This is a genomic window from Sorangium sp. So ce448 (genome assembly GCF_051520915.1).
GTDB lineage: Bacteria > Myxococcota_A > Polyangia > Polyangiales > Polyangiaceae > Sorangium > Sorangium cellulosum_B.
Map to the genome: position 1 here is coordinate 2,233,867 of NZ_CP150343.1, position 17,361 is coordinate 2,251,227.

Consider the following 17,361-nt stretch of genomic DNA (forward strand, 5'->3'; position numbering starts at 1 on the left):
GACGCCGCGGGAGAGATTGGAGCTCCGTCGAGCCTGCTGCACGTGTATCCTCGGAAGCCTGAGCATGATCAAAAGTAGGTCTCGCGGGTTCGACAGGCGTTCGCTGGACGGTCTCGGCGTCCTCCGCGCGGTCGTGGAGGCCGGGAGCTTCGTGCGCGCGGGGGAGGCGCTCGGCCTCACGCAATCCGCGGTCAGCCGCGCGATCGCCCGCCTCGAGGACCGCGTCGGCGTACGCCTCTTCCGCCGCACGGCCCGCTCCATCTCGCTGACCGACGAGGGGCTCCGGTACTACGAGTCGGTGGCGCCCCACCTGGCCGCCATCGAGGACGCGACCATCGAGGCGGGCGGCTCCTCGGCCAAGGTTCGCGGCCGCCTGCGCGTGAATGTCGACGGGGGCGTCGGGCAGTTCGTGCTGACGCCTCGCCTGGGACCGTTCCTCGCGCGCCACCCCGAGCTCTCCATGGAGGTCGCCGTGCGTGATCGCATGGGCGATCTGATCCGCGATGGCTTCGACGTCGCCGTCCGGTTCGGTCGCCCGGAGCCGTCGTCATTGAAGTCTCGCCTGCTCCTGCGCACGCGCGTCGTCACCTGCGCATCGCCGGCGTACCTCGCGCGCCACGGGGCGCCACGCCGCCCGAGCGACATCGAGAAGCACCCGTGTGTTCTGATGCGAGATCCCTCGACGGGAAGCCATTTCGCATGGGAGTTCGTGCGCGGGAAGAAGGTCGTCCCCGTGAGCGCCTCTGGACAGCTGATGGTGAACGGCGTCGGTCCGCTCCTCGCGGCGTGCCTCGCGGGACAAGGGATCGCGCAGGTGCTCGAGCTCTACGCGCGCGAGCTCCTGGCCGACGGGCGGCTCGTTCACGTGCTGCCGGAGTGGGCCGAGGAGACGTATCCCCTCTACGCGTACCATCACGCCGCACAGCTCATGTCGGCCAAGGTCCGCGCCTTCCTGGAGTTCGTCGTCGCGCTGACGCGCGCATAGCGGCCGATGATGAAGAGCGGCAGGTACGAACAAGCCCTCGATGGCCGCGTGGTAGATCAGAAGTAGTGGGCGCGCATGCCGTCGAGCAGGCCCGGTTGCTCCGGCTTCCAGCCGAGCAGCTCACGCGTCGCCTCGCTCGAGGTCCGGTTGTCGAGCCCGACGACCATCGACATCCACCCGAAGTGAGCGCCTGCCTCCGCGGCCGGCACGCTCTTCGTCGGCACGCCCGTGCCTTTGCTGATCGTCTCCGCGATCGCGCGCATCGTGATGCCTTCCTCGGCGGTGCCGTGCAACACGGATCCAGGCGGTGCGCTCTCGACGGCAAGCCGGTACAGCCGCGCCGCATCGTCGCGATGCACCGCGGGCCAGTGATGGTTGCCATCGTCGACGTAACCAGCGGTCTTCTTCTCTCGCGCGATGTTGATCAGCATTGGGACGAAGCCCTTGTCGCCAGCGCCGTGGACCGTCGGAGCCAGCCGGATGACACTGCCACGCACGCCGCGCTTCGCAGCATCGACCACGAGACGTTCGGCCTGCAGCCGGACCGAGAGCGGCGAGCTCGCTGGCGATTCGTCCGTCTCGAGCGCGACCTTGCCGGGCCTCGAAACCACCAGCGTGCCGTTCGTGCCGACGAACGCCTTGTTCGTGCCCGCCATCGCATCGAGCATCGCGCGGATCGCGTCGCGATCGATCTGGTTGATCCTCGGGAAGTCCGAGAAGTCCATGTGGAACGCCAGGTGAATCGTCGCATCGGTCGCGCGGACGCCCTCGATGAGGCATGTCGGGTCCCTGATGTCGCCGCGGTAAACCTCCACGCCCTGCGCCTTCAACTTCTCCGCGCCCGCATCGCTGTGCGCCATGCCGAGGACGCTGTGGCCGGCTCCGCGCAGCTCCTTCAGCACGGCCGTACCGATCCAGCCCGTCGCGCCGGTGACAAACACTCGCATTGACTTGGTCATGCGAGGACCGTACGCTCGGACTGCTCGTCCGAAAAGACGGGCGCCTATACTGGTATGGCGGCTACCACCCTCCCCGCATTCCTGCGCGACCGCCGCGAGCGCGTCCGTCCCGCGACCACCGCGCGCCGACGCACCCCCGGATTGCGCCGCGAGGAGGTCGCCGCCCGCGCCGGCGTGAGCGTCACCTGGTACACGTGGCTCGAACAAGGTCGCGGCGGCGTGCCGTCGGACGACGTGCTCGAACGCCTCGCCCGCGCCCTCGAACTCGACGATACGAATCGAGAGATGCTGTTCTTGCTCGCGCACGACCGCCCGCCGCCGCGCAAGCCCGCGCCGCCCATGGCGGTCACGCCGTCGCTCCAGCGCGTGCTCGACAACATCTCCCTCCCTGCGTTCGTGAAGACGCCGACGTTCCAGATCGTCGCGTGGAATCGCGCGGCGGTCGCGGTGATCGGCGATTATGCGGGGGTACCGGAGCGCGACCGCAACTTGCTGCGCCGGGTCTTCCAGCCGGGTTCAGAGAACAAGGTGCACAACGTCGAAGACGTTCGCCGTACCTGTCTCGCGTCGTTTCGCGTCGACATCGCGCGTGCCGGCCAATCTGACGAGGCGACGGCGCTCATCGACGAATTGATGGAGACGAGCCCCGACTTTCGCCGCCTGTGGGACGAAGGTGAAATCCGGTCGCACGGCGGGTTTCAGAAGCGGCTCGTCCGTCCCGATGTCGGCGAGATCGTGCTCGAGTCGTCGGTGTTCAACGTCGAAGGCAGCGACGGCCTCTCGATGTTCGTGTTCTCACCCGCGAACGAGGCAAGCGCGCGCGCCATCGCGCAGCTGGTTCAACGGTCCGGAGCCTGACGACGATCCGAACAACGACCCGCCGGTGAAGACGGCCTTGTTTTGCACGGGTTGTCACTCGCATTGACGAGCCGCTGGCAAGCGGCTCCGACGCCAGCGGCGGACCCGCGGGTGACCGGGCCGGCGCGGACTGGCAGCCGACCGAGGTGCGGCGGAGGGAACAGGAACACGTCCTCGCCGGTGGCCGCGGCGCTTGACGACGGGGGGCCGGTCTCGATGTTGCGCGCATGGGGCGACCATCCACCGGGCGACGTCCGCAGTTCCCTTCCACCGTGCCGCGACCGGTCCGGGCGCGCGCCGGGCGCACACCGACGGAGCGGACCCCGTTGGCGGTGCGGACCTTCGGCGTCGGCGTCGACGAGCCGACGCGGGCGCACGTGCGCCAGACGCTCGGGGCGAAGCTCGGGCGGTTCGCGCCCGACATCGAGCGGCTCACGGTGCGCTTCACGGACGTCAACGGGCCTCGCGGCGGCGTCGACGTCGCGTGCGACGTGAAGGTCGTCCTGAGCGGGCACCCCAGCGTCGTCTACCAGATGCGAGGTCGAGAGCCGCGGGAGACGATCGACAGAGCCGTCCCGGGGATCGTACGGGCCGTGCAGAGCGCCCTCGAGCGCGCGCCGCGCGCCGCATCACGCGCGCCGGCGCGCGGCCCGAAGCCCACTGCGCGAGCGGCGAAGCGCGGCGCGGCGGCTCCGGCGCGGCTCGGTCATCCATCACCCGAGGGCAGCTTCATCGGGCGGCGCGTGGGGCGCAGCAAGGAGAACCTCGAGCGCGCGCTGGAGCGGCCCGAGAAGTCGCGGCGTGACGTTCCCGTCGACACGGCCGCTCCGGAGCGGAGCGCGACCGACCGGAAGGCGGGCGGCGGCTCGACGGCGCGGCGCAACACGATGCGGAGGACACGGAAGGCCACCGCGACGCTCGAAGACTCGGCGCAGGACCGCCCGTCGCGCAAGTCGACGCGCAAGAGCGCCAATCGCGCGAAGCAGGGCTCGAAGCTCCAGCGGCGCGCGGTCCGGCAGGCGGCCAGTCCGAGCACCAGGGCCGCGAAGGCCGCCGCCGGCTGATCAGGCGGTGCGCTGCAGGCCGCCCTCGGCCATGACGCCTCCAGCGAGCGCCAGGCACATTGTTCCCGCCGGCGCGCTGGCACGGACGATGCTCGAAGCCGACGCGGTCCCGGCCACCTCGTCCTCGCGCGGCGGGTGAGCGACGGGACACGCGTGCTCCATGAACCAGAGAGGTCGCCCATGGTTGCTCCGCTCGGAGAGTCCCCGAGGTCGCTTCGCTTTGCGCAGGTCGACTTTCACACCGTGCGGGAGAACCGCGGTTGGTTCCTCGCGCTCGGTGTGGCCTCGATGGTGCTCGGGGTGCTCGCGTTCGTCATGCCCTTCGTCGCCTCCCGGGTCACCGCCATCGCCCTCGGCTGGTTGATCGTGCTCGCCGGCGTGATCGAGGGCTGTCACGCCATCCAGAGCCGCGGCTGGGCAGGCTCCGGCTGGGAGCTCGTGAGCGCCCTTGTGCAGGTGGCGTTCGGGCTCCTCCTAGTGGTCGCCCCGATGACCGGCAAGCTCGCGCTGATGGTGATCGCCGCGGCGTACTTCGTCTCCGAGGGCGCGCTCAAGCTCATCCGCGCCTATCAGCACCGCGGGCTGCGGGGCTCGGGATGGCTCGTGTTCGACGGCATCCTGGCGTTTGGGCTCGGGATGCTGATCATCACGGGCGGCGTCACGACGGCCGTGAGGGTGCTCGGCTTGCTCGTCGGAATCAGCCTTCTGACCGGCGGGATGTCGATGGTCCTGATCGCGCTGGGCGGCGCTCGCGTGCTCCACACGCGACCGTGAAGATGCGACCTCCGCGCCGTGCAGAAGGGCTCACGCCTTGCTCGGAGCAAGGAGCGCGGCGAGCGCGAAGGCCAGGTTGGCAAACCGGACACACTTCATGTCGCAAGCAAGAAAGCTCATCCAGGATCTCGCGGCAGGACGCTACGACGCCCGCCTGCGAGGAACACGGAAGGTGTGCGCCGTGCAGCTCAGCGACGACGAGCGCGTCGTCGTGGAGATCGCCGACGGGTCCTTCGGAATCGCGCCCGAAGGCGCGAGCGAGGACTGCCAGCTCTCGTGCTCGCTCGACGATTTCCTGCGGATCTTTCGCGGTGAACAGAACCTGATCACGGCGATCATGCAGGGCCGCGTCGGCGTGCGAGGAGACCTGGGCGTCGCCCAGATGTTTCAGAGCGTCTTCTCCCCGGGAGATCAACAGGCTCCGGAAGCGACGCGCTGAGCCACCGTACTCGGAGGGGGCCCATGGAACGGCAAGTGAGCATTCTGGACGGCGGCACGTTCGTCGTCAGCGATCTGCGCGGCAACATCGAGCACTCCGTCAGCCGGCCGCTCGGCCTCTTTCACCTCGATACGCGCTTTCTCTCCGAATGGATCCTGACGATCGACGGCGTCGTCCCGGCCGCGCTGTCCACCGACGACGTGCAGTACTTCCAGGCCCAGTTCTTCCTCGTCCCGAGGCCCGCCGCGATGTACGTCGAATCGACGCTCTCGATCGTCCGGAGCCGGTTCGCGGGTGATGGCTTCCACGAGGACCTCCTGCTGATGAACCACGGCAAGCTCCCGGTCGAGCTCGAGGTCCGCATCCAGGCCGGCGCCGATTTCGCCGACCTGTTCGAGGTCAAGGACATGCTCCCGAAGAAAGGGGAGCGCTATCACCGCATCGAGGACAACCGGCTCGTCCTCGGCTATCGACGCGAGCGCTTCGTGCGCGAGACGTGGATCTCCGCCTCGCAGCCCGCGCAGATCGATCCGAGCGGCTTGACGTTCCGGGCGAGCATCCCGCCGCACGGCCGCTGGAGCACGTGCCTCGACGTCGTGGCGGCGATCGACGGCCTCGAGGAGCGGCACACCCGGGTGAAGTACGCCCACGGCGAGAGCCACGCGCGCCCGAACATCGGCATCAGCCTCGAGAGCTGGATCGACCACGCGCCGCGGCTCCTCACCGCGAACGAGACGCTCGCCCGGACGTACGAGCGGAGCCTCGTCGACCTGGCCGCGCTGCGCTTCTTCTCCAAGCTGATGCCGGACGCCGCCATTCCGGCCGCCGGTCTACCGTGGTTCATGGCGGCCTTCGGGCGCGACAGCATCATCACGAGCCTGCAAGCGCTGCCGTTCGTCCCCGAGCTCTCGCGCTCCACGCTGCGCTATCTCGCGCGCCGCCAGGGCAGCCGCCGGGACGACTTCCGCGACGAGGAGCCGGGAAAGATCCTCCACGAGGTGCGCTGGGGCGAGCTGACCGCCTTCGAGGAGCGGCCGCACTCTCCCTACTTCGGCTCTGCCGACTCGACGCCGCTCTTCCTGATCCTGCTGGACGAGTACGAGCGCTGGACCGGCGACGCGGATCTCGTCGTGTCGATGGAGCACACAGCGCGCGCCGCGCTTCGATGGATCGATGAGTGGGGCGACCGCGACGGGGACGGGTATGTCGAGTACGACACGCGCAACCCCGAGACCGGCCTGGAGAACCAGTGCTGGAAAGACTCGTGGGACTCCATCGTCTTTCATGACGGATCGCTCGCGCGGCGGCCTCTCGCGTGCTGCGAGATCCAGGGCTACGTCTACGACGCGAAGGTGCGCGGCGCCCGGCTCGCGCGCGAGTTCTGGCGGGACCCCGAGCTGGCGGCGCGCCTGGAGCGAGACGCGGCCGAGCTGAAACGTCGATTCAATCAGGACTTCTGGCTCGACGATCGCGGGTTCTTCGCGCTCGCGCTGGATGGCCAGAAGCGCCGGGTCGACTCGTTGACCTCGAACATCGGCCACTTGCTCTGGAGCGGCATCGTCGAGACATCCAAGGCCGAACGCGTGGTGGAGCACCTCCTCGGACCGCATCTGTTCAGCGGCTGGGGGGTGCGCACCATGGCCGACGACGAGGGCGGGTACAACCCCATCGGATATCACGTGGGCACGGTCTGGCCGCACGAGAACTCGCTGATCGCGCTCGGGCTCCGGCGCTACGGCTTCAGCGTGGAGGCCGGGCGCGTCGCGACGGGCAACCTGGCCGCGGCGCCCTTCTTCCACTACCGCTTGCCGGAGGCGTTCGCCGGGTATCCACGCGAGCTCACAAGTTTCCCTGTCGAGTATCCGACCGCGTGCAGCCCGCAGGCCTGGGCCACGGCGGCTCCCTTGCTCTTCCTGCGCGTGGTGCTCGGGCTGGAGCCGATGGGCAATCGCCTGTTCGTCGACCCGGCGGTCCCTGCCGAGCTCGGGGAGATCCGACTGCTCGACATCCCCGGGCGCTGGGGCAGGTGCGACGCCTTCGGTCGAGCGCGCCCGGAGTCGGGGCTCCGGGCGGCGTGAATCGCCATGGCGACGGCGGGGGCGATCGGGCGATGACTCATTGCACGCTTTCGAGGAACACCTCGCGCCGTTCGCGGTTCTGCTCGCCCCGCACCAGCATCGAGATCGCGTGCTTCTGGTCGACGTAGATCTTGCCGTACAGCCGCTCTTTGCCAGTGCACCCGGTTTCGAATCGAATGAACGTGTGCGTTGCGTCGTCAACGCGGCCCCCCAACTTCATCTGTCGCTGGCAGGCAGCGCCGACGTGGGCGATCACGAGCTTGATGAAGGCCCTGTCGTCGAGCTTCCCGGCTGGCATCGGCAACTCGATCACCTCGTACGACGCACCCTCAGCGGTTGCTCGCCACGTGCGAGACTTCGCCGCGCTATCGAGCGCCGCTCCCTTGGGCAGGGGAAACGCCAATCCCCACGTCGTGTCGGAGACGCGCTCCCAGCCGGCCGGGAGCTCCTGCGCCTTCGGGGCGCTCTCCTGCACCGGAGCTTCGCCGCGGTGGCAGCGCATCATGCCGGCGAACGCGTCGACGCACCTCGGCGCGACGACGCTGTGGCAGAAGCCTTCCGGGGCGTTCAGCTGGCAGGTGAAAGCTGCCGCGGTCACCGCCTCGCAACCCGCCGACTTGACCTCGTAGCTCGCACACTGCGCGAGGCATGCCTCTCCGCGCCCTTCCGCGCACGAGGTATTTACACGTTCGCAAAGCTTCGCGCACGCATCGCGAACGCGGGTGTCGGGCGGCGGCTTCGCAGGCGCAGCCGCAGACGCGGACGCGGACGCGGGCGCGGTGGGTGCCGGCGGTGGGACCTCGGTCGCGGCAGCGCTCGGGGGCGGCGGTGCGGGTGCCGGAGGCGTCGCGGAACAAGAGGCGAGGATGGCGGCGAGGGCGAGGTTTCCCCGGTGTAGGCTCATGGGTTCCATCGTACACCCTTGCGAGTTGCCTTGCAGCAGCGGAAACCCTTGTGTGCTCCGTCTGGACGATCTCGACCGGGGGATTGCCCGGCCAGTGCACCATGCCGTCACGGATCGGCACGCTCACGTCGACCCACGGCTCCTCGGCCTGGTTCGGGGCTGGTTGTCGCATGGAGGTGTCCCTCCAGTACATCCCAATGCATCCCCCGTACCCGCCGGCGCCGGCGAGACGGCGGGCTCAAGCGGCCATGAGGTTCACGGGCGACATCGGCTCCTGTCCGGACAGGACCCGAACGACCTCGCTCGCCGCGAATCGTCGGACGAACTCGATCGACTCTTCCGAATAGTAGGCCGCGTGAGGCGAGATGACGACGTTCTCGAGCGAGAAGAGCGGGCTCGTCGGCCTCCAGTCCCGGCGCTACGCCGGCTCCTCGGCGGTGTCGTCGAGCCCGGCCCCCGCGATCCATCCCTCCGCGAGTGCCCGGTACAGAGCGCCGTCGTCGAGGATCGGACCACGGGCGGTGTTGACGAGGATCGCTGTCGGCTTCATGCGCCGGAGCTCGCGTTCCCCGAAGAGGCCATGGGTCCCCTGGGTCAGCGGCGCCTGGATGACGAGGTAGTCGGAGCGCTCCAGGAGCTCGTCGAAGGACACGGGGGCAGCGCCGGCGGCGCGGATCTCGTCCGCGTCGAGAAAGGGGTCGTGCGCCGTGACGCGCACACCGAAGCTCGCCATCCTCGCGGCGACGTTTCGGGCGATCGCGCCGAACGACAGCAGCCCCAGGGTCGCGCCGCGCATCCGGTGGATCGGCCGGCTCATCGACAGGGCTGTCCCCATCGTGTTGCAGTGTCCCACGCTGGGCGCCGCCGCGGCGACCATGTCCATGAACTCCGTGTAGTCGATGCTGCCGGCCGCGAGGAGCCGGCGTGCCTCCCAGACCACGAGCCCCGAGCCGGCGAGCCTCCCGCGGTAGTATCCGTTCAACATCGGCCCGCCCGAGAGCACGATCGCGGGCAGATCGACAGTCGCCGCCGCCATCAGGCAGGACGGCGTTGTCTTGTCGCAGCCCGTCGTGAGGACGACGCCGTCGAGCGGGTATCCGTGGAGCACCTCCACCAAGCCGAGGTACGCGAGGTTCCGGTCGAGGGCTGCGGTGGGCCTCTTGCCTGTCTCCTGGAGGGGGTGCGCCGGGAATTCCAGCGGGATCCCGCCGGCGTCACGCACGCCCTCCTTGACCCGGACGGCGAGGCTCAGATGATGGCGATTGCACGGCACGAGGTCGCTCCCTGTCTGGGCGATCCCGATGACGGGGCGGCCGGACTGGAGCTCTTCACGGGTCAGCCCGAAGTTCAGGTAGCGCTCGAGGTACAGCGCCGTCATCTCCGGATTGGTCGCGTCGTCCCACCACGCCTGGCTCCTCAGCTTGCTGCCGGCTCTCCACGAGATGCATCAGTGGACGGGCAGCAACGGGGCCACGCCCCGGTTCTTCACGAGCACGACCAGGAACTTCGCGGGCTTCTTGGTGCTCGCGTTCCGGCCGACGGTGTGGATGTCGTTGGGCCCCTCGTAGAAGGTCTGACCAGGGGTGAGCGTCACCTCCTTGCCGCCTTTCACGCCCATCACGATCGAGCCCTCGAGGACATAGATGAAGCCGTGGGCGTCGTGACGGTGCACCGGATCGGCGCCGCCGGGGGGGTAGTCGACGAGGAGCATCATCACCTCGGGGCGAGCACGCGGCGTGCCGTCGCCGAGGTGCCGCGTGCCGGGGAACGATCGGTGAGTGAGCACGCGCCGCGCATGTGAAAGAGCTTCACCTGCGCCGCCAGGCACCGGAGAATGATCCCGTCGAATCATGACGGGCTCGTCGCGCGCCCGAGCCATGAATGCGCCGCGGGGCCCGGACCTACGGCGCTTCGCGCTCATGGCACATCGATCCTGGCGTCGCGGGCGATAGGGAAGGGGGAAGTTCCTCCGAGGTCGACGGTTCCGGGCAGGCCGGGAACACGGCGGCAGGAGGAGGTGGTGGAGGAAGTGGCGCGGGCGGGACCACGGGCAACGGCTCCGGGCTCGAACGGCGTCTCCCCCTGGCCCATGATCCTGCAACGTGGCAGCCAGCCCGCGTGTTGCGCCGGTTCTGCTCAACCCGCGCCATGACAGCTCAATCGGCGCCGCATCGACCAGCCTTCCTGGCGCGAAGGCTTCGATTGCGCGGTATGGCGACCGGCACGCGCCCTGCTTGAGGCGACAGCAACCGGCGCGACGCAGCTTCGAACGCAGGCGTATGCCGGAAGGTCGTATCTTCCAGGAGGCCAGATCATGAGCCATCGTCGTTATTCGATCCTTCGTCCCCTCGTCTCCGCGCTCGGCGCGTGCGCCGTCGCCTTCTCTTTTGCGGCCTGTATGGTCGATGCCCCGCCGGACGTCGAGGAGCAGGACGCCCCGGAGCTCGAAGGCGACACGCAGACTGCGGAGCCCGCGATGCTGTCGATCGGCAGCTCTACGGGCGGCTACACCAGCTGCCTCGGCGCCTGCGGCGAGTATCTCTACGAGTGCAACCGTGCCTGCCGCGAATTCGTCGATCAACCGAACCGCGGACCATGCTTCAACTGGTGTCAAAGCAACTATGGCGAGTGCCTGCAGAGTTGCGACCGTGGTTACATCTTTACGCCCCCGTGGTGATGGACGACCCGCGCCGCGCGTGGCGGCCGAACACGTGATGGCCAGGCCACGGCTCGCTCCTGCCGCGAAGCTCGGACCGCAAGCCAGGCCATGGCTCACCCTCCCTGAGCGTCAATGAACGACACCGCCGCCCCGCCTACCTGCGCAGGGCGGCAGGGTCGTCTGCTGGCGGTTCTCAGCGAGGATGACGCTGGAGGCGATCGACATCCCGGAGGCCGTTCACGTCACTGCCGGCAACGAGGAAGCCTGCGCCGCCCTCGCGAGCGGCGAGATCGCCTGCTGGCCCACGAGCAACAGAGATGCCTACGTGTTCGGGCTTGTAGCCTCGGCGCCCTTGTACGGGGTCATCCGGACACCGTCGCCGCAGTGGAGCACGAGCGCGCGCCTCGCCTCGGAGCAGCGCCCGGCGTACCTGGTCGCGGCCGTCGAGAGCCCGCGCCAAGACGACGGTCCGGAGACCTGATGGGACTGTTCCGCGGGGGCGAACCGTCGCGATCTGTCGCGTCCCCGGGGATTGGGGGAGAGCCTGACGACGGATCGCCTTCCTCAAGAGGCATGGACCCAACCCGGGCTCAGGTAGCTCTTGAAATCGAACGGCAGCGTCAGCGCTCCGAAGTCCGGGATGCTGCCGTCGGGGGCAGTCTGCCCCTCGTCGGTCGGTTCGTCAGGCTTTGCGTTCTGGTTCAGCGCGATGTCCTGATTGCGGATCACGTAGGCGCGCAGGGCGTCCTCGTACGCGGCGATGCCACCCACCCGATCATCCTCGTGCATGGCGAGCTCACTGGCCAGAACGTAAGCGCCGACCATCGCGACCGAGGTGGCCTGCCCCGTACCCAGAGAGACGGCGTAGCCAGCATCGCCGACCAGCACGATCCGCCCGCGTGCCCAGCTGCTCATGCGGACCTGGCTCAGTGAGTAGAAATGGAAGTCGGTCGCGCGCAGCATGTGCTCCACGATCTGCGGAATGACCCAGCCTGCGCCTGCGACGCGGTCGGCGAGCAATCGCTTCTGCGCGTCGATGTCGCGGAGGTCGTGGTCGATCCCCTTCGGCGCGTTGAAGCCGAGATACGTCCTCGCGTGGACATCCTTCCGCAGGCCCATGACCAGCGCGCCGACGGAGTCCGGCTGCCGGTACATGATCTGCCAGCGCTCGAGACCGAGGAAGTTCGGCATGCCGAACGTCGCGACGTACAGGTCGCCGAAGGCGCGGATGAACTGCTCATCGGGGCCGAAGGCGATCCGCCGCACCCCCGAACCCAATCCGTCGGCGCCAACCACCAGCTCGAAGCGGCGAGGCGCAGCCTTGACGAACGTGACGTCGACGCCCGACTCGTCCTGGGTCAGCGACGTGATGGAATCGGCGAAGAGGTACTCGACCCGGGGGCCCACCGCTTCGTGAAGCACATGACACAGGTCGTCGCGCAAGATCTCGACGTCGGGGCTGTCGAGCCGGCCGCCCGTCAAGGTGCTCTCCGTGCTCCGAAAGATCTCCTGACCGGCCGAGTCGACCACAGAGATGCCCGTCAGCCTCGTGCTTCGATCGCGAAGCGTGGCGAGGATGCCCATCCGCTCCGCGACCTCCAGGGCCGGCCCCCGAACGTCGAGCGCGTGCCCGCCCGGGCGTAGATGCGGTGCGCGCTCGACCACCGTGACCGCGAAGCCGTGGCGGGCGAGCCAATAGGCGACGGTGAGACCGGAGACGCTGGCGCCGGAGACCAGCACCCGGGAGGCGGGGCGCGTCGGGATCATCGAGTTCATGGCAAGCACGGTAGGTTTCTCGAACCGAGCCGTCCAAGACATTGATCGCACGGCTATGATGCCTGTAGGGTAACGGTCGAGACCATGGAGCTCCGACACCTGCGCTACTTCGTCACGATCGCCGAGGAGCAGAGCTTCCGCCGAGCCGCCACCAGGCTCCACGTCTCGCAGTCTCCATTGAGTCGGCAGATGAAGGACCTCGAGGAGGAGATGGGCGTTGAGCTCTTCGCGCCCGAGGGACGCGGGATCAAGCTCACGGCCGCCGGGAAGTCCTTCGCGGAGAGAGCCAGGAGCATCCTCGCGAGCGTTGACGCGGCCGTCGACGAAGCCAAGGGAATCGCCGAAGGCAGGCTCGGAACCGTGGTCATCGGCTTCGAGACGGGCACGACCTTCATGGGCTTGTTCTTGTCCCTCGTCGCGGCGTTTCGTCGGCGAACGCCCCGCGTCGGCCTCCAGCTCGTCCCCATGAGCAGCCTGGAGCAGTGGACGGCGCTGCGGCAGGGGACGATCGCCTTCGGCTATGGGGCCTACGCGCCCGAAGACGACGCCCTCGGCCACCTCGAGATGACCCGCGATCGACTGGGGCTGCTGCTCTCTCCTGAGCATCGGCTCGCACGGCTCAAGAAGATCCGGCTTCGAGACCTCGAGAGCGAGCGCGTGCTGCTCCAGCCACGTCAGCTCTATCCGAGGCTCCACGCGGACATCATCACGGCGGCGCGCGCACAGGGCGTGACGCTGCACGTGACGGCGGAGGTGCTCGACCTGGAGGCGCTCATGGCCCTGGTCGTGATCGGCGACGCGGTCACCTTCGTCTCAGAGAAGTTCTGGGAGCTGGCTTCGCAGACCTCGTTGCTGTGGCGGCCCGTCGAAGATCTCCACATCGATCTGAGCGAAGTCGTCACATGGCGCGCGGAGGACGACGGCGCGCCCGTGGTGCGAGCGCTGATCGAGGCCGCGCGAGAGGTGAGCCCGCTCCTGCAGCACGCTGCAGACCGCGCGCGCTCCCCCAGGGCCGCCGGGCGAAAGCGCAACGAGCGCTGAGGCGTTTTCCCGGGCGGTCACGAGCGCAACTCGCCGCCGGAGCCTTGCCGCTCGCCAGCGCCCGCGGGCTCTGCTGCGATCGCCCGCGGCAGTGGCAGCATGCCGAGAGGCAGTCACCGGTCGGACCGACGGATCTGCTTTATGGCGCTGGACAGCATCTGGGCCTTGCGGCGCAGAGCCGATCCGTGAGACTTTTTGTGGGGGAAGTCACAAGAGGCGACGAGCTCGATGGACCTGGTCCGGCGGCGTCGGCTGACCAATCGACGGATAGCTGGGCAGACTCACATATTCTCAGCGCCTTCTGTGTCCCGATAGCTGATCGGTGTTTGTACGTAGTACTCGATGGATTCATAGCCGATGGACAAGCAAGTCGATGTCGTGGTTGTAGGCGCCGGGCCGGTCGGGCTCCTGCTCGCGATCGAGCTCAAGCTGGGCGGCGCCGGTGTGATGGTGCTCGAGCGGCTCACTGCGCCAAGCGTCGCCCTGAAGGGGACTGCAGTCGGACCGCTCGGCGTGGAGGCGCTCCAGCGCCGGAGCATGGGCCCAGCGCTCGCCGAGGCGGAGGATCGCCACTTCGCGGCCATGGGACCGGTCCGTGCTCGACCTCGACCACCCCGAGCGCCTGCCGCGCGGGTCGACCCGCACGCCGGAGGGCGTCGTCATGAACGGACCTCGGCCTCGCTGGGTTGTGATGCACGACTTCAGCGGTCCACCGGCTGATCGCAATGCGCCCGTCACGCGCGAGGCTGTCGCCTCGGGCGGCCGTGGTCGAGGCAGTGTCCGGCGAGAGAGGATCAGGGCTGGAACGGCGGTGCTGCGATGGGGCCGCTCGGGTTCAGCGGATTGACGAGGTGCTGCACCACCTGCTGCGCAAGGAGCTTCAGCTCGAACATGATGCCGAGCGCGCTGTTGAACATCTCCGGGCGGCCGTTCCACGTGGCGTCGAGCGCGCCGAGCAGGCGGAGGTAGGCGTCGTAGAAAGCCCCGGCGGTGAGTCCCGCCGCCGACGTGGGCGAATAATCGCTCAAGCGAACGTTCTGGGGGAAGTTGTAGACCTGGCTCGCGTCGAACGGCACCGGCGTGCCGGTGTAGGACCATCCAGACGGCGCGGACGCGTCGCGGACCAGCCGGTGCCCGAACGCGATCTCGCCGAACTTGAAGTAATGGGACATCTCGTGGCCACCGCCGTAGGGGTCGATCGGATCGATGCCGACATCGGCGCCCTCGCCCTGGCGGATGATGGTGCGGAGCGCCGCCTCAGCGCTCGCCAGGTCGCTCACCCGGCACGTCGAATCGCCTGGCACGCTCTTCGGGAACCAGCGCGAGAGGTCGAGCTGGCGCTCGAGGTGCGGGTCGCCAAACGGGTCCTGCCCGCGCTTCACCAGCCGCTTCAGCGCGTCGATGATCGCGTTGTAGAAGTCACCGATCGAGCCGAATCCCTTCGTCTTCGAGTCGGCGAGCCGCTGCGCGACCCGCGGGTCCTCGCCGGGCAGGACCGCGGTCGTGTCGGGGCGCTCGATCGCCATGAACACGCCCTGGAGCTGCGCCGCCGTGAACGATCCGAGCGTGACGGTCAGCTCGGGGTCGATCGACATCGGCAGGCGTCCGGGGTACTTGAGCGCCAGACCGAGCTTGCGAATGGGCGGATGGCCACCGAGCGCGACGGCGGTGTTGGCGGCGAGCGCCATGTGCAGCATCTCCTCGACCACCACGGATTGCACGAGGGCCCGCGCCTCGTCATTGACGCCCGGCTGGAGCGAGAAGACGCCCGTCAAATACGGCGGGAGCGTCGACAGCTCCAGCTGAATGGCGCCCTCGAGGGTGGCGATCACATCGGCGACGTCTTGGGCCTCGCGGGCCCGGGTGATCAGGTTCTTTTCGACGACGAGCATGGTCTCACCGGCTCCGCACGCGGTTGAAGATGGGCTGATTCTCGACTTCCTTGGGAGGCGACGACGGCGCCACCCCCGAGAACGGGCAGCGCCCCTGGAAGCGCGCCACGAGCTTCGGGTCGTGGACGGTGGCGCGGTCCATCACCCTCTCGAGGTAGCGCAGGAGCGCGGCGCGCTTGCCGGCGGAGAGGTCGCGCGTCACCGGCATGTGGTCGGGATCGGTCACCGGCTTGTTGAGCACGAAATGCAGGATGTGCGCGTTGGCGTCGGCGACCTCCTGGATCGAGAAGTCGAAGAGGCCCTTGCTCATGATCGGGTAGAGGTTCGCGTATTGCTTCCAGATCGGCTGGACCTCCTCCCAGGTCGGGTTCTCCGACGCCTTGAAGGTGCTGAAGAGGAGCACCGAAATCTGGTCGAAGGTCTGCTGGATGATCGGACCCTCGTCGGCAAAGTTGTAGGCGACCGCATAGAGCTGGCCGTCGATGTAGCGGCGCGGACGGCCAAACGTCGGCGGCCCCTGGAATCGTACCGTCGCCCGCCCCGCTGCGTCGGTGCGGACCACCTGGGGATGGATCGCGAGCGCGCCCATCGGGCTGTTCATGATCGGGATGGCCGCGGTCGGCGTGGTGCCGACGGCGGGGTCGGGCGGCGCATCGCCGTCGTCGGGCACAGGCGCGAGCTGCTGGAAGGCGAGCGGCGCGTCCGCGAGCGGCAGGCCGTAGCGCGTCGCCCACAGCGGCACGTCACGGTGGTTCTGCTCCGACGCGTTCGGGTCGAGGCGGAATGAGAGCGCGTCGGAGCGCACGTCGCGACCGTGCGCGGTCTCGCGCATCATGACGAGCGCGTGGCCGGCCGGCACGCCGCCGCCGAACTGCACGAGCGCGAGCGGACGCTTGGTGATGAGGTCCTGCGCCGCGGCGGGGAGCGTCAGCGTCTGGATGCCCGATGCCACGGTCAACGATGCGTCGCTCGCGTCGAGCGCGCCGAGCACGGTGACTTGATCTTCGGCGAGGACCGCGCCCTCGTTGGCGTCCGGGTCGTGGAGCAGCGCGAACCGCAGATCGCCGAGCGGGGCCAGCTTGCCGTCGCTGCCGATGGGCAGCGCGTTGCTGACGTCGACCACCAGCGCGCCGTCGATGACCTTGCCGGAGAAGCAGGTCATCATATTGGCGGCGACACACATGTTCGGCGGCAGCGCTGCGGGCTGGAACGCGCTCGTGGGCATGAATCTCCGGCCCGACACGAACGACGCCGGCTCGTCGGACAGCACCGGCCCGATCGCGCCGACGACGGTGCCGTAGGTGAAGTCTGCCGCCGTGACGTGGGTCTGGTAGCCGAAGGTCGTGATCCGGATCGAGAGGCGGCCGCTGTTGCTCGACGCTTCGGCGAGCGCGTGCAACACGGGGCTCGTCACGCCCGCGAGCCGCCAGCGCAGGTTGGAGAGCTGCGACTGCCACATGGCCGATGCGCCCGAGTCGCCCTTCTGACCGCCGCGCACGAACCAGAGGTCCCGGAACGGCGTGGGATCGAAATCGGCGACGAGCACGAGGTCACCGGTGCGCGGATCGCGGAGCGACACCGAGAGCCCGTAGAGCTGCGAGGCGAGCTGCCAGTCCGGGTCGATGTCGACCAGCTTGCCCGACGGGCGATCCGGCGAGTTTCCGACCACAAAGCCGACCGCGCCGTCCGCTGGATCGACGCCGCCTTTGCCGATCGCCTGCTGGATCGTGCAGCCGGCGAAGCGGAAGATGCCCGTGCCTGTGGGGTTCCACCAGCCGTTCAACGATTGCTGGGAGCTGAACTCCTGAAACCGCGACGTGAACGTCGCGTTGTCGAAGTGCCTTGGGTCATTGTTGACAGTGGACGGATCCGCCTGGAATCGTCCGGAGAATGTCAGCCGGGGCTGGTTCAGATAGCTCATGGTCTCTCCAC

Annotated in this window: 17 protein-coding genes and 2 pseudogenes; 11 read left to right on the forward strand and 8 right to left on the reverse strand. The window is 68.6% G+C overall.

What is annotated here, in order from left to right; translation table 11 throughout:
• Positions 1-64 precede the first annotated feature (64 nt).
• Positions 65-985, forward strand: coding sequence for a LysR family transcriptional regulator (locus WMF45_RS08550; protein WP_437716451.1), 921 nt, complete (start codon positions 65-67; stop codon positions 983-985).
• 56 nt (positions 986-1,041) lie between these two features.
• Here WMF45_RS08550 and WMF45_RS08555 read toward each other — a convergent pair whose 3' ends face one another.
• On the reverse strand, positions 1,042-1,944 hold the full coding sequence (locus tag WMF45_RS08555; protein WP_437716452.1) for an SDR family oxidoreductase: 903 nt from the start codon (positions 1,942-1,944) through the stop codon (positions 1,042-1,044).
• A 54-nt stretch (positions 1,945-1,998) separates the two neighbouring features.
• Between WMF45_RS08555 and WMF45_RS08560 the strand changes: the two are divergent.
• The 6 genes and pseudogenes from WMF45_RS08560 to WMF45_RS08585 all read left to right on the forward strand — a co-directional run.
• Positions 1,999-2,169: pseudogene (locus WMF45_RS08560) on the forward strand (helix-turn-helix domain-containing protein); the annotation flags it as partial.
• 114 nt (positions 2,170-2,283) lie between these two features.
• A complete protein-coding gene (locus WMF45_RS08565) occupies positions 2,284-2,802 on the forward strand; it encodes an MmyB family transcriptional regulator (RefSeq protein WP_437719510.1) in 519 nt (172 codons plus the stop codon).
• 326 nt (positions 2,803-3,128) lie between these two features.
• Positions 3,129-3,866, forward strand: coding sequence for a hypothetical protein (locus WMF45_RS08570; protein WP_437716453.1), 738 nt, complete (start codon positions 3,129-3,131; stop codon positions 3,864-3,866).
• Positions 3,867-4,046: 180 nt separating this feature from the next.
• Positions 4,047-4,640: an HdeD family acid-resistance protein gene (locus WMF45_RS08575; protein ID WP_437716454.1), complete on the forward strand. Its 594-nt coding sequence runs from the start codon at positions 4,047-4,049 to the stop codon at positions 4,638-4,640.
• Positions 4,641-4,737: 97 nt separating this feature from the next.
• Positions 4,738-5,079 carry an SCP2 sterol-binding domain-containing protein gene (locus WMF45_RS08580; protein ID WP_437716455.1) on the forward strand — a complete coding sequence of 114 codons (342 nt, stop codon included), beginning with the start codon at positions 4,738-4,740 and terminating at the stop codon, positions 5,077-5,079.
• Between the two features lie 23 nt (positions 5,080-5,102).
• Positions 5,103-7,157, forward strand: coding sequence for an amylo-alpha-1,6-glucosidase (locus WMF45_RS08585; RefSeq protein WP_437716456.1), 2,055 nt, complete (start codon positions 5,103-5,105; stop codon positions 7,155-7,157).
• 37 nt (positions 7,158-7,194) lie between these two features.
• On the opposite strand, the gene WMF45_RS08590 is transcribed toward WMF45_RS08585, so the two are convergent.
• From WMF45_RS08590 to WMF45_RS08605, 4 genes and pseudogenes are all read right to left on the reverse strand, one after another.
• Positions 7,195-7,662, reverse strand: a complete 468-nt coding sequence (locus WMF45_RS08590; RefSeq protein WP_437716457.1) for a hypothetical protein — start codon at positions 7,660-7,662, stop codon at positions 7,195-7,197.
• An 817-nt stretch (positions 7,663-8,479) separates the two neighbouring features.
• Complete coding sequence (locus tag WMF45_RS08595) at positions 8,480-8,896, reverse strand: NAD(P)-dependent oxidoreductase (RefSeq protein WP_437719511.1); 417 nt, start codon at positions 8,894-8,896, stop codon at positions 8,480-8,482.
• Positions 8,872-9,439: pseudogene (locus WMF45_RS08600) on the reverse strand (dihydroxy-acid dehydratase domain-containing protein); the annotation flags it as partial. The gene WMF45_RS08595 and the pseudogene WMF45_RS08600, both read right to left, overlap by 25 nt.
• A gap of 69 nt (positions 9,440-9,508) precedes the next feature.
• Complete coding sequence (locus tag WMF45_RS08605) at positions 9,509-9,847, reverse strand: cupin domain-containing protein (RefSeq protein WP_437716458.1); 339 nt, start codon at positions 9,845-9,847, stop codon at positions 9,509-9,511.
• Positions 9,848-10,375: 528 nt separating this feature from the next.
• On the opposite strand from WMF45_RS08605, the gene WMF45_RS08610 reads away from it, so the two are divergent.
• Together WMF45_RS08610 and WMF45_RS08615 are read left to right on the forward strand one after the other, a co-directional pair.
• Entirely contained in the window at positions 10,376-10,738 is a 363-nt protein-coding gene (locus WMF45_RS08610; protein ID WP_437716459.1) for a hypothetical protein, read from the forward strand.
• Positions 10,739-10,922: 184 nt separating this feature from the next.
• Complete coding sequence (locus WMF45_RS08615; RefSeq protein WP_437716460.1) at positions 10,923-11,201, forward strand: hypothetical protein; 279 nt, start codon at positions 10,923-10,925, stop codon at positions 11,199-11,201.
• Positions 11,202-11,284: 83 nt separating this feature from the next.
• Here WMF45_RS08615 and WMF45_RS08620 read toward each other — a convergent pair whose 3' ends face one another.
• Complete coding sequence (locus WMF45_RS08620; protein ID WP_437719512.1) at positions 11,285-12,496, reverse strand: FAD-dependent monooxygenase; 1,212 nt, start codon at positions 12,494-12,496, stop codon at positions 11,285-11,287.
• Between the two features lie 84 nt (positions 12,497-12,580).
• Between WMF45_RS08620 and WMF45_RS08625 the strand changes: the two genes are divergently transcribed.
• Both WMF45_RS08625 and WMF45_RS08630 read left to right on the forward strand, forming a co-directional pair.
• Positions 12,581-13,537: a LysR family transcriptional regulator gene (locus WMF45_RS08625; RefSeq protein WP_437716461.1), complete on the forward strand. Its 957-nt coding sequence runs from the start codon at positions 12,581-12,583 to the stop codon at positions 13,535-13,537.
• Between the two features lie 357 nt (positions 13,538-13,894).
• A complete protein-coding gene (locus WMF45_RS08630) occupies positions 13,895-14,257 on the forward strand; it encodes an FAD-dependent monooxygenase (RefSeq protein WP_437716462.1) in 363 nt (120 codons plus the stop codon).
• Between the two features lie 74 nt (positions 14,258-14,331).
• Here WMF45_RS08630 and WMF45_RS08635 read toward each other — a convergent pair whose 3' ends face one another.
• Both WMF45_RS08635 and WMF45_RS08640 read right to left on the reverse strand, forming a co-directional pair.
• Entirely contained in the window at positions 14,332-15,429 is a 1,098-nt protein-coding gene (locus WMF45_RS08635) for a ferritin-like domain-containing protein (RefSeq protein WP_437716463.1), read from the reverse strand.
• 4 nt (positions 15,430-15,433) lie between these two features.
• Positions 15,434-17,350: a hypothetical protein gene (locus WMF45_RS08640; RefSeq protein WP_437716464.1), complete on the reverse strand. Its 1,917-nt coding sequence runs from the start codon at positions 17,348-17,350 to the stop codon at positions 15,434-15,436.
• Between the last annotated feature and the right edge of the window lie 11 nt (positions 17,351-17,361).

What these genes read in the sequence shown, in the direction of transcription:
- WMF45_RS08610 (WP_437716459.1), top strand. Translation starts at nt 10,376, where the DNA reads ATGAGCCATCGTCGTTATTCGATCCTTCGTCCCCTCGTCTCCGCGCTC.
- WMF45_RS08585 (WP_437716456.1), top strand. Translation starts at nt 5,103, where the DNA reads ATGGAACGGCAAGTGAGCATTCTGGACGGCGGCACGTTCGTCGTCAGC.
- WMF45_RS08555 (WP_437716452.1), bottom strand. Translation starts at nt 1,944, where the DNA reads ATGACCAAGTCAATGCGAGTGTTTGTCACCGGCGCGACGGGCTGGATC.
- WMF45_RS08590 (WP_437716457.1), bottom strand. Translation starts at nt 7,662, where the DNA reads ATGATGCGCTGCCACCGCGGCGAAGCTCCGGTGCAGGAGAGCGCCCCG.
- WMF45_RS08595 (WP_437719511.1), bottom strand. Translation starts at nt 8,896, where the DNA reads ATGGGGACAGCCCTGTCGATGAGCCGGCCGATCCACCGGATGCGCGGC.
- WMF45_RS08630 (WP_437716462.1), top strand. Translation starts at nt 13,895, where the DNA reads ATGGACAAGCAAGTCGATGTCGTGGTTGTAGGCGCCGGGCCGGTCGGG.
- WMF45_RS08640 (WP_437716464.1), bottom strand. Translation starts at nt 17,350, where the DNA reads ATGAGCTATCTGAACCAGCCCCGGCTGACATTCTCCGGACGATTCCAG.
- WMF45_RS08635 (WP_437716463.1), bottom strand. Translation starts at nt 15,429, where the DNA reads ATGCTCGTCGTCGAAAAGAACCTGATCACCCGGGCCCGCGAGGCCCAA.
- WMF45_RS08575 (WP_437716454.1), top strand. Translation starts at nt 4,047, where the DNA reads ATGGTTGCTCCGCTCGGAGAGTCCCCGAGGTCGCTTCGCTTTGCGCAG.
- WMF45_RS08565 (WP_437719510.1), top strand. Translation starts at nt 2,284, where the DNA reads ATGGCGGTCACGCCGTCGCTCCAGCGCGTGCTCGACAACATCTCCCTC.
- WMF45_RS08550 (WP_437716451.1), top strand. Translation starts at nt 65, where the DNA reads ATGATCAAAAGTAGGTCTCGCGGGTTCGACAGGCGTTCGCTGGACGGT.
- WMF45_RS08620 (WP_437719512.1), bottom strand. Translation starts at nt 12,496, where the DNA reads ATGAACTCGATGATCCCGACGCGCCCCGCCTCCCGGGTGCTGGTCTCC.
- WMF45_RS08615 (WP_437716460.1), top strand. Translation starts at nt 10,923, where the DNA reads ATGACGCTGGAGGCGATCGACATCCCGGAGGCCGTTCACGTCACTGCC.
- WMF45_RS08625 (WP_437716461.1), top strand. Translation starts at nt 12,581, where the DNA reads ATGGAGCTCCGACACCTGCGCTACTTCGTCACGATCGCCGAGGAGCAG.
- WMF45_RS08580 (WP_437716455.1), top strand. Translation starts at nt 4,738, where the DNA reads ATGTCGCAAGCAAGAAAGCTCATCCAGGATCTCGCGGCAGGACGCTAC.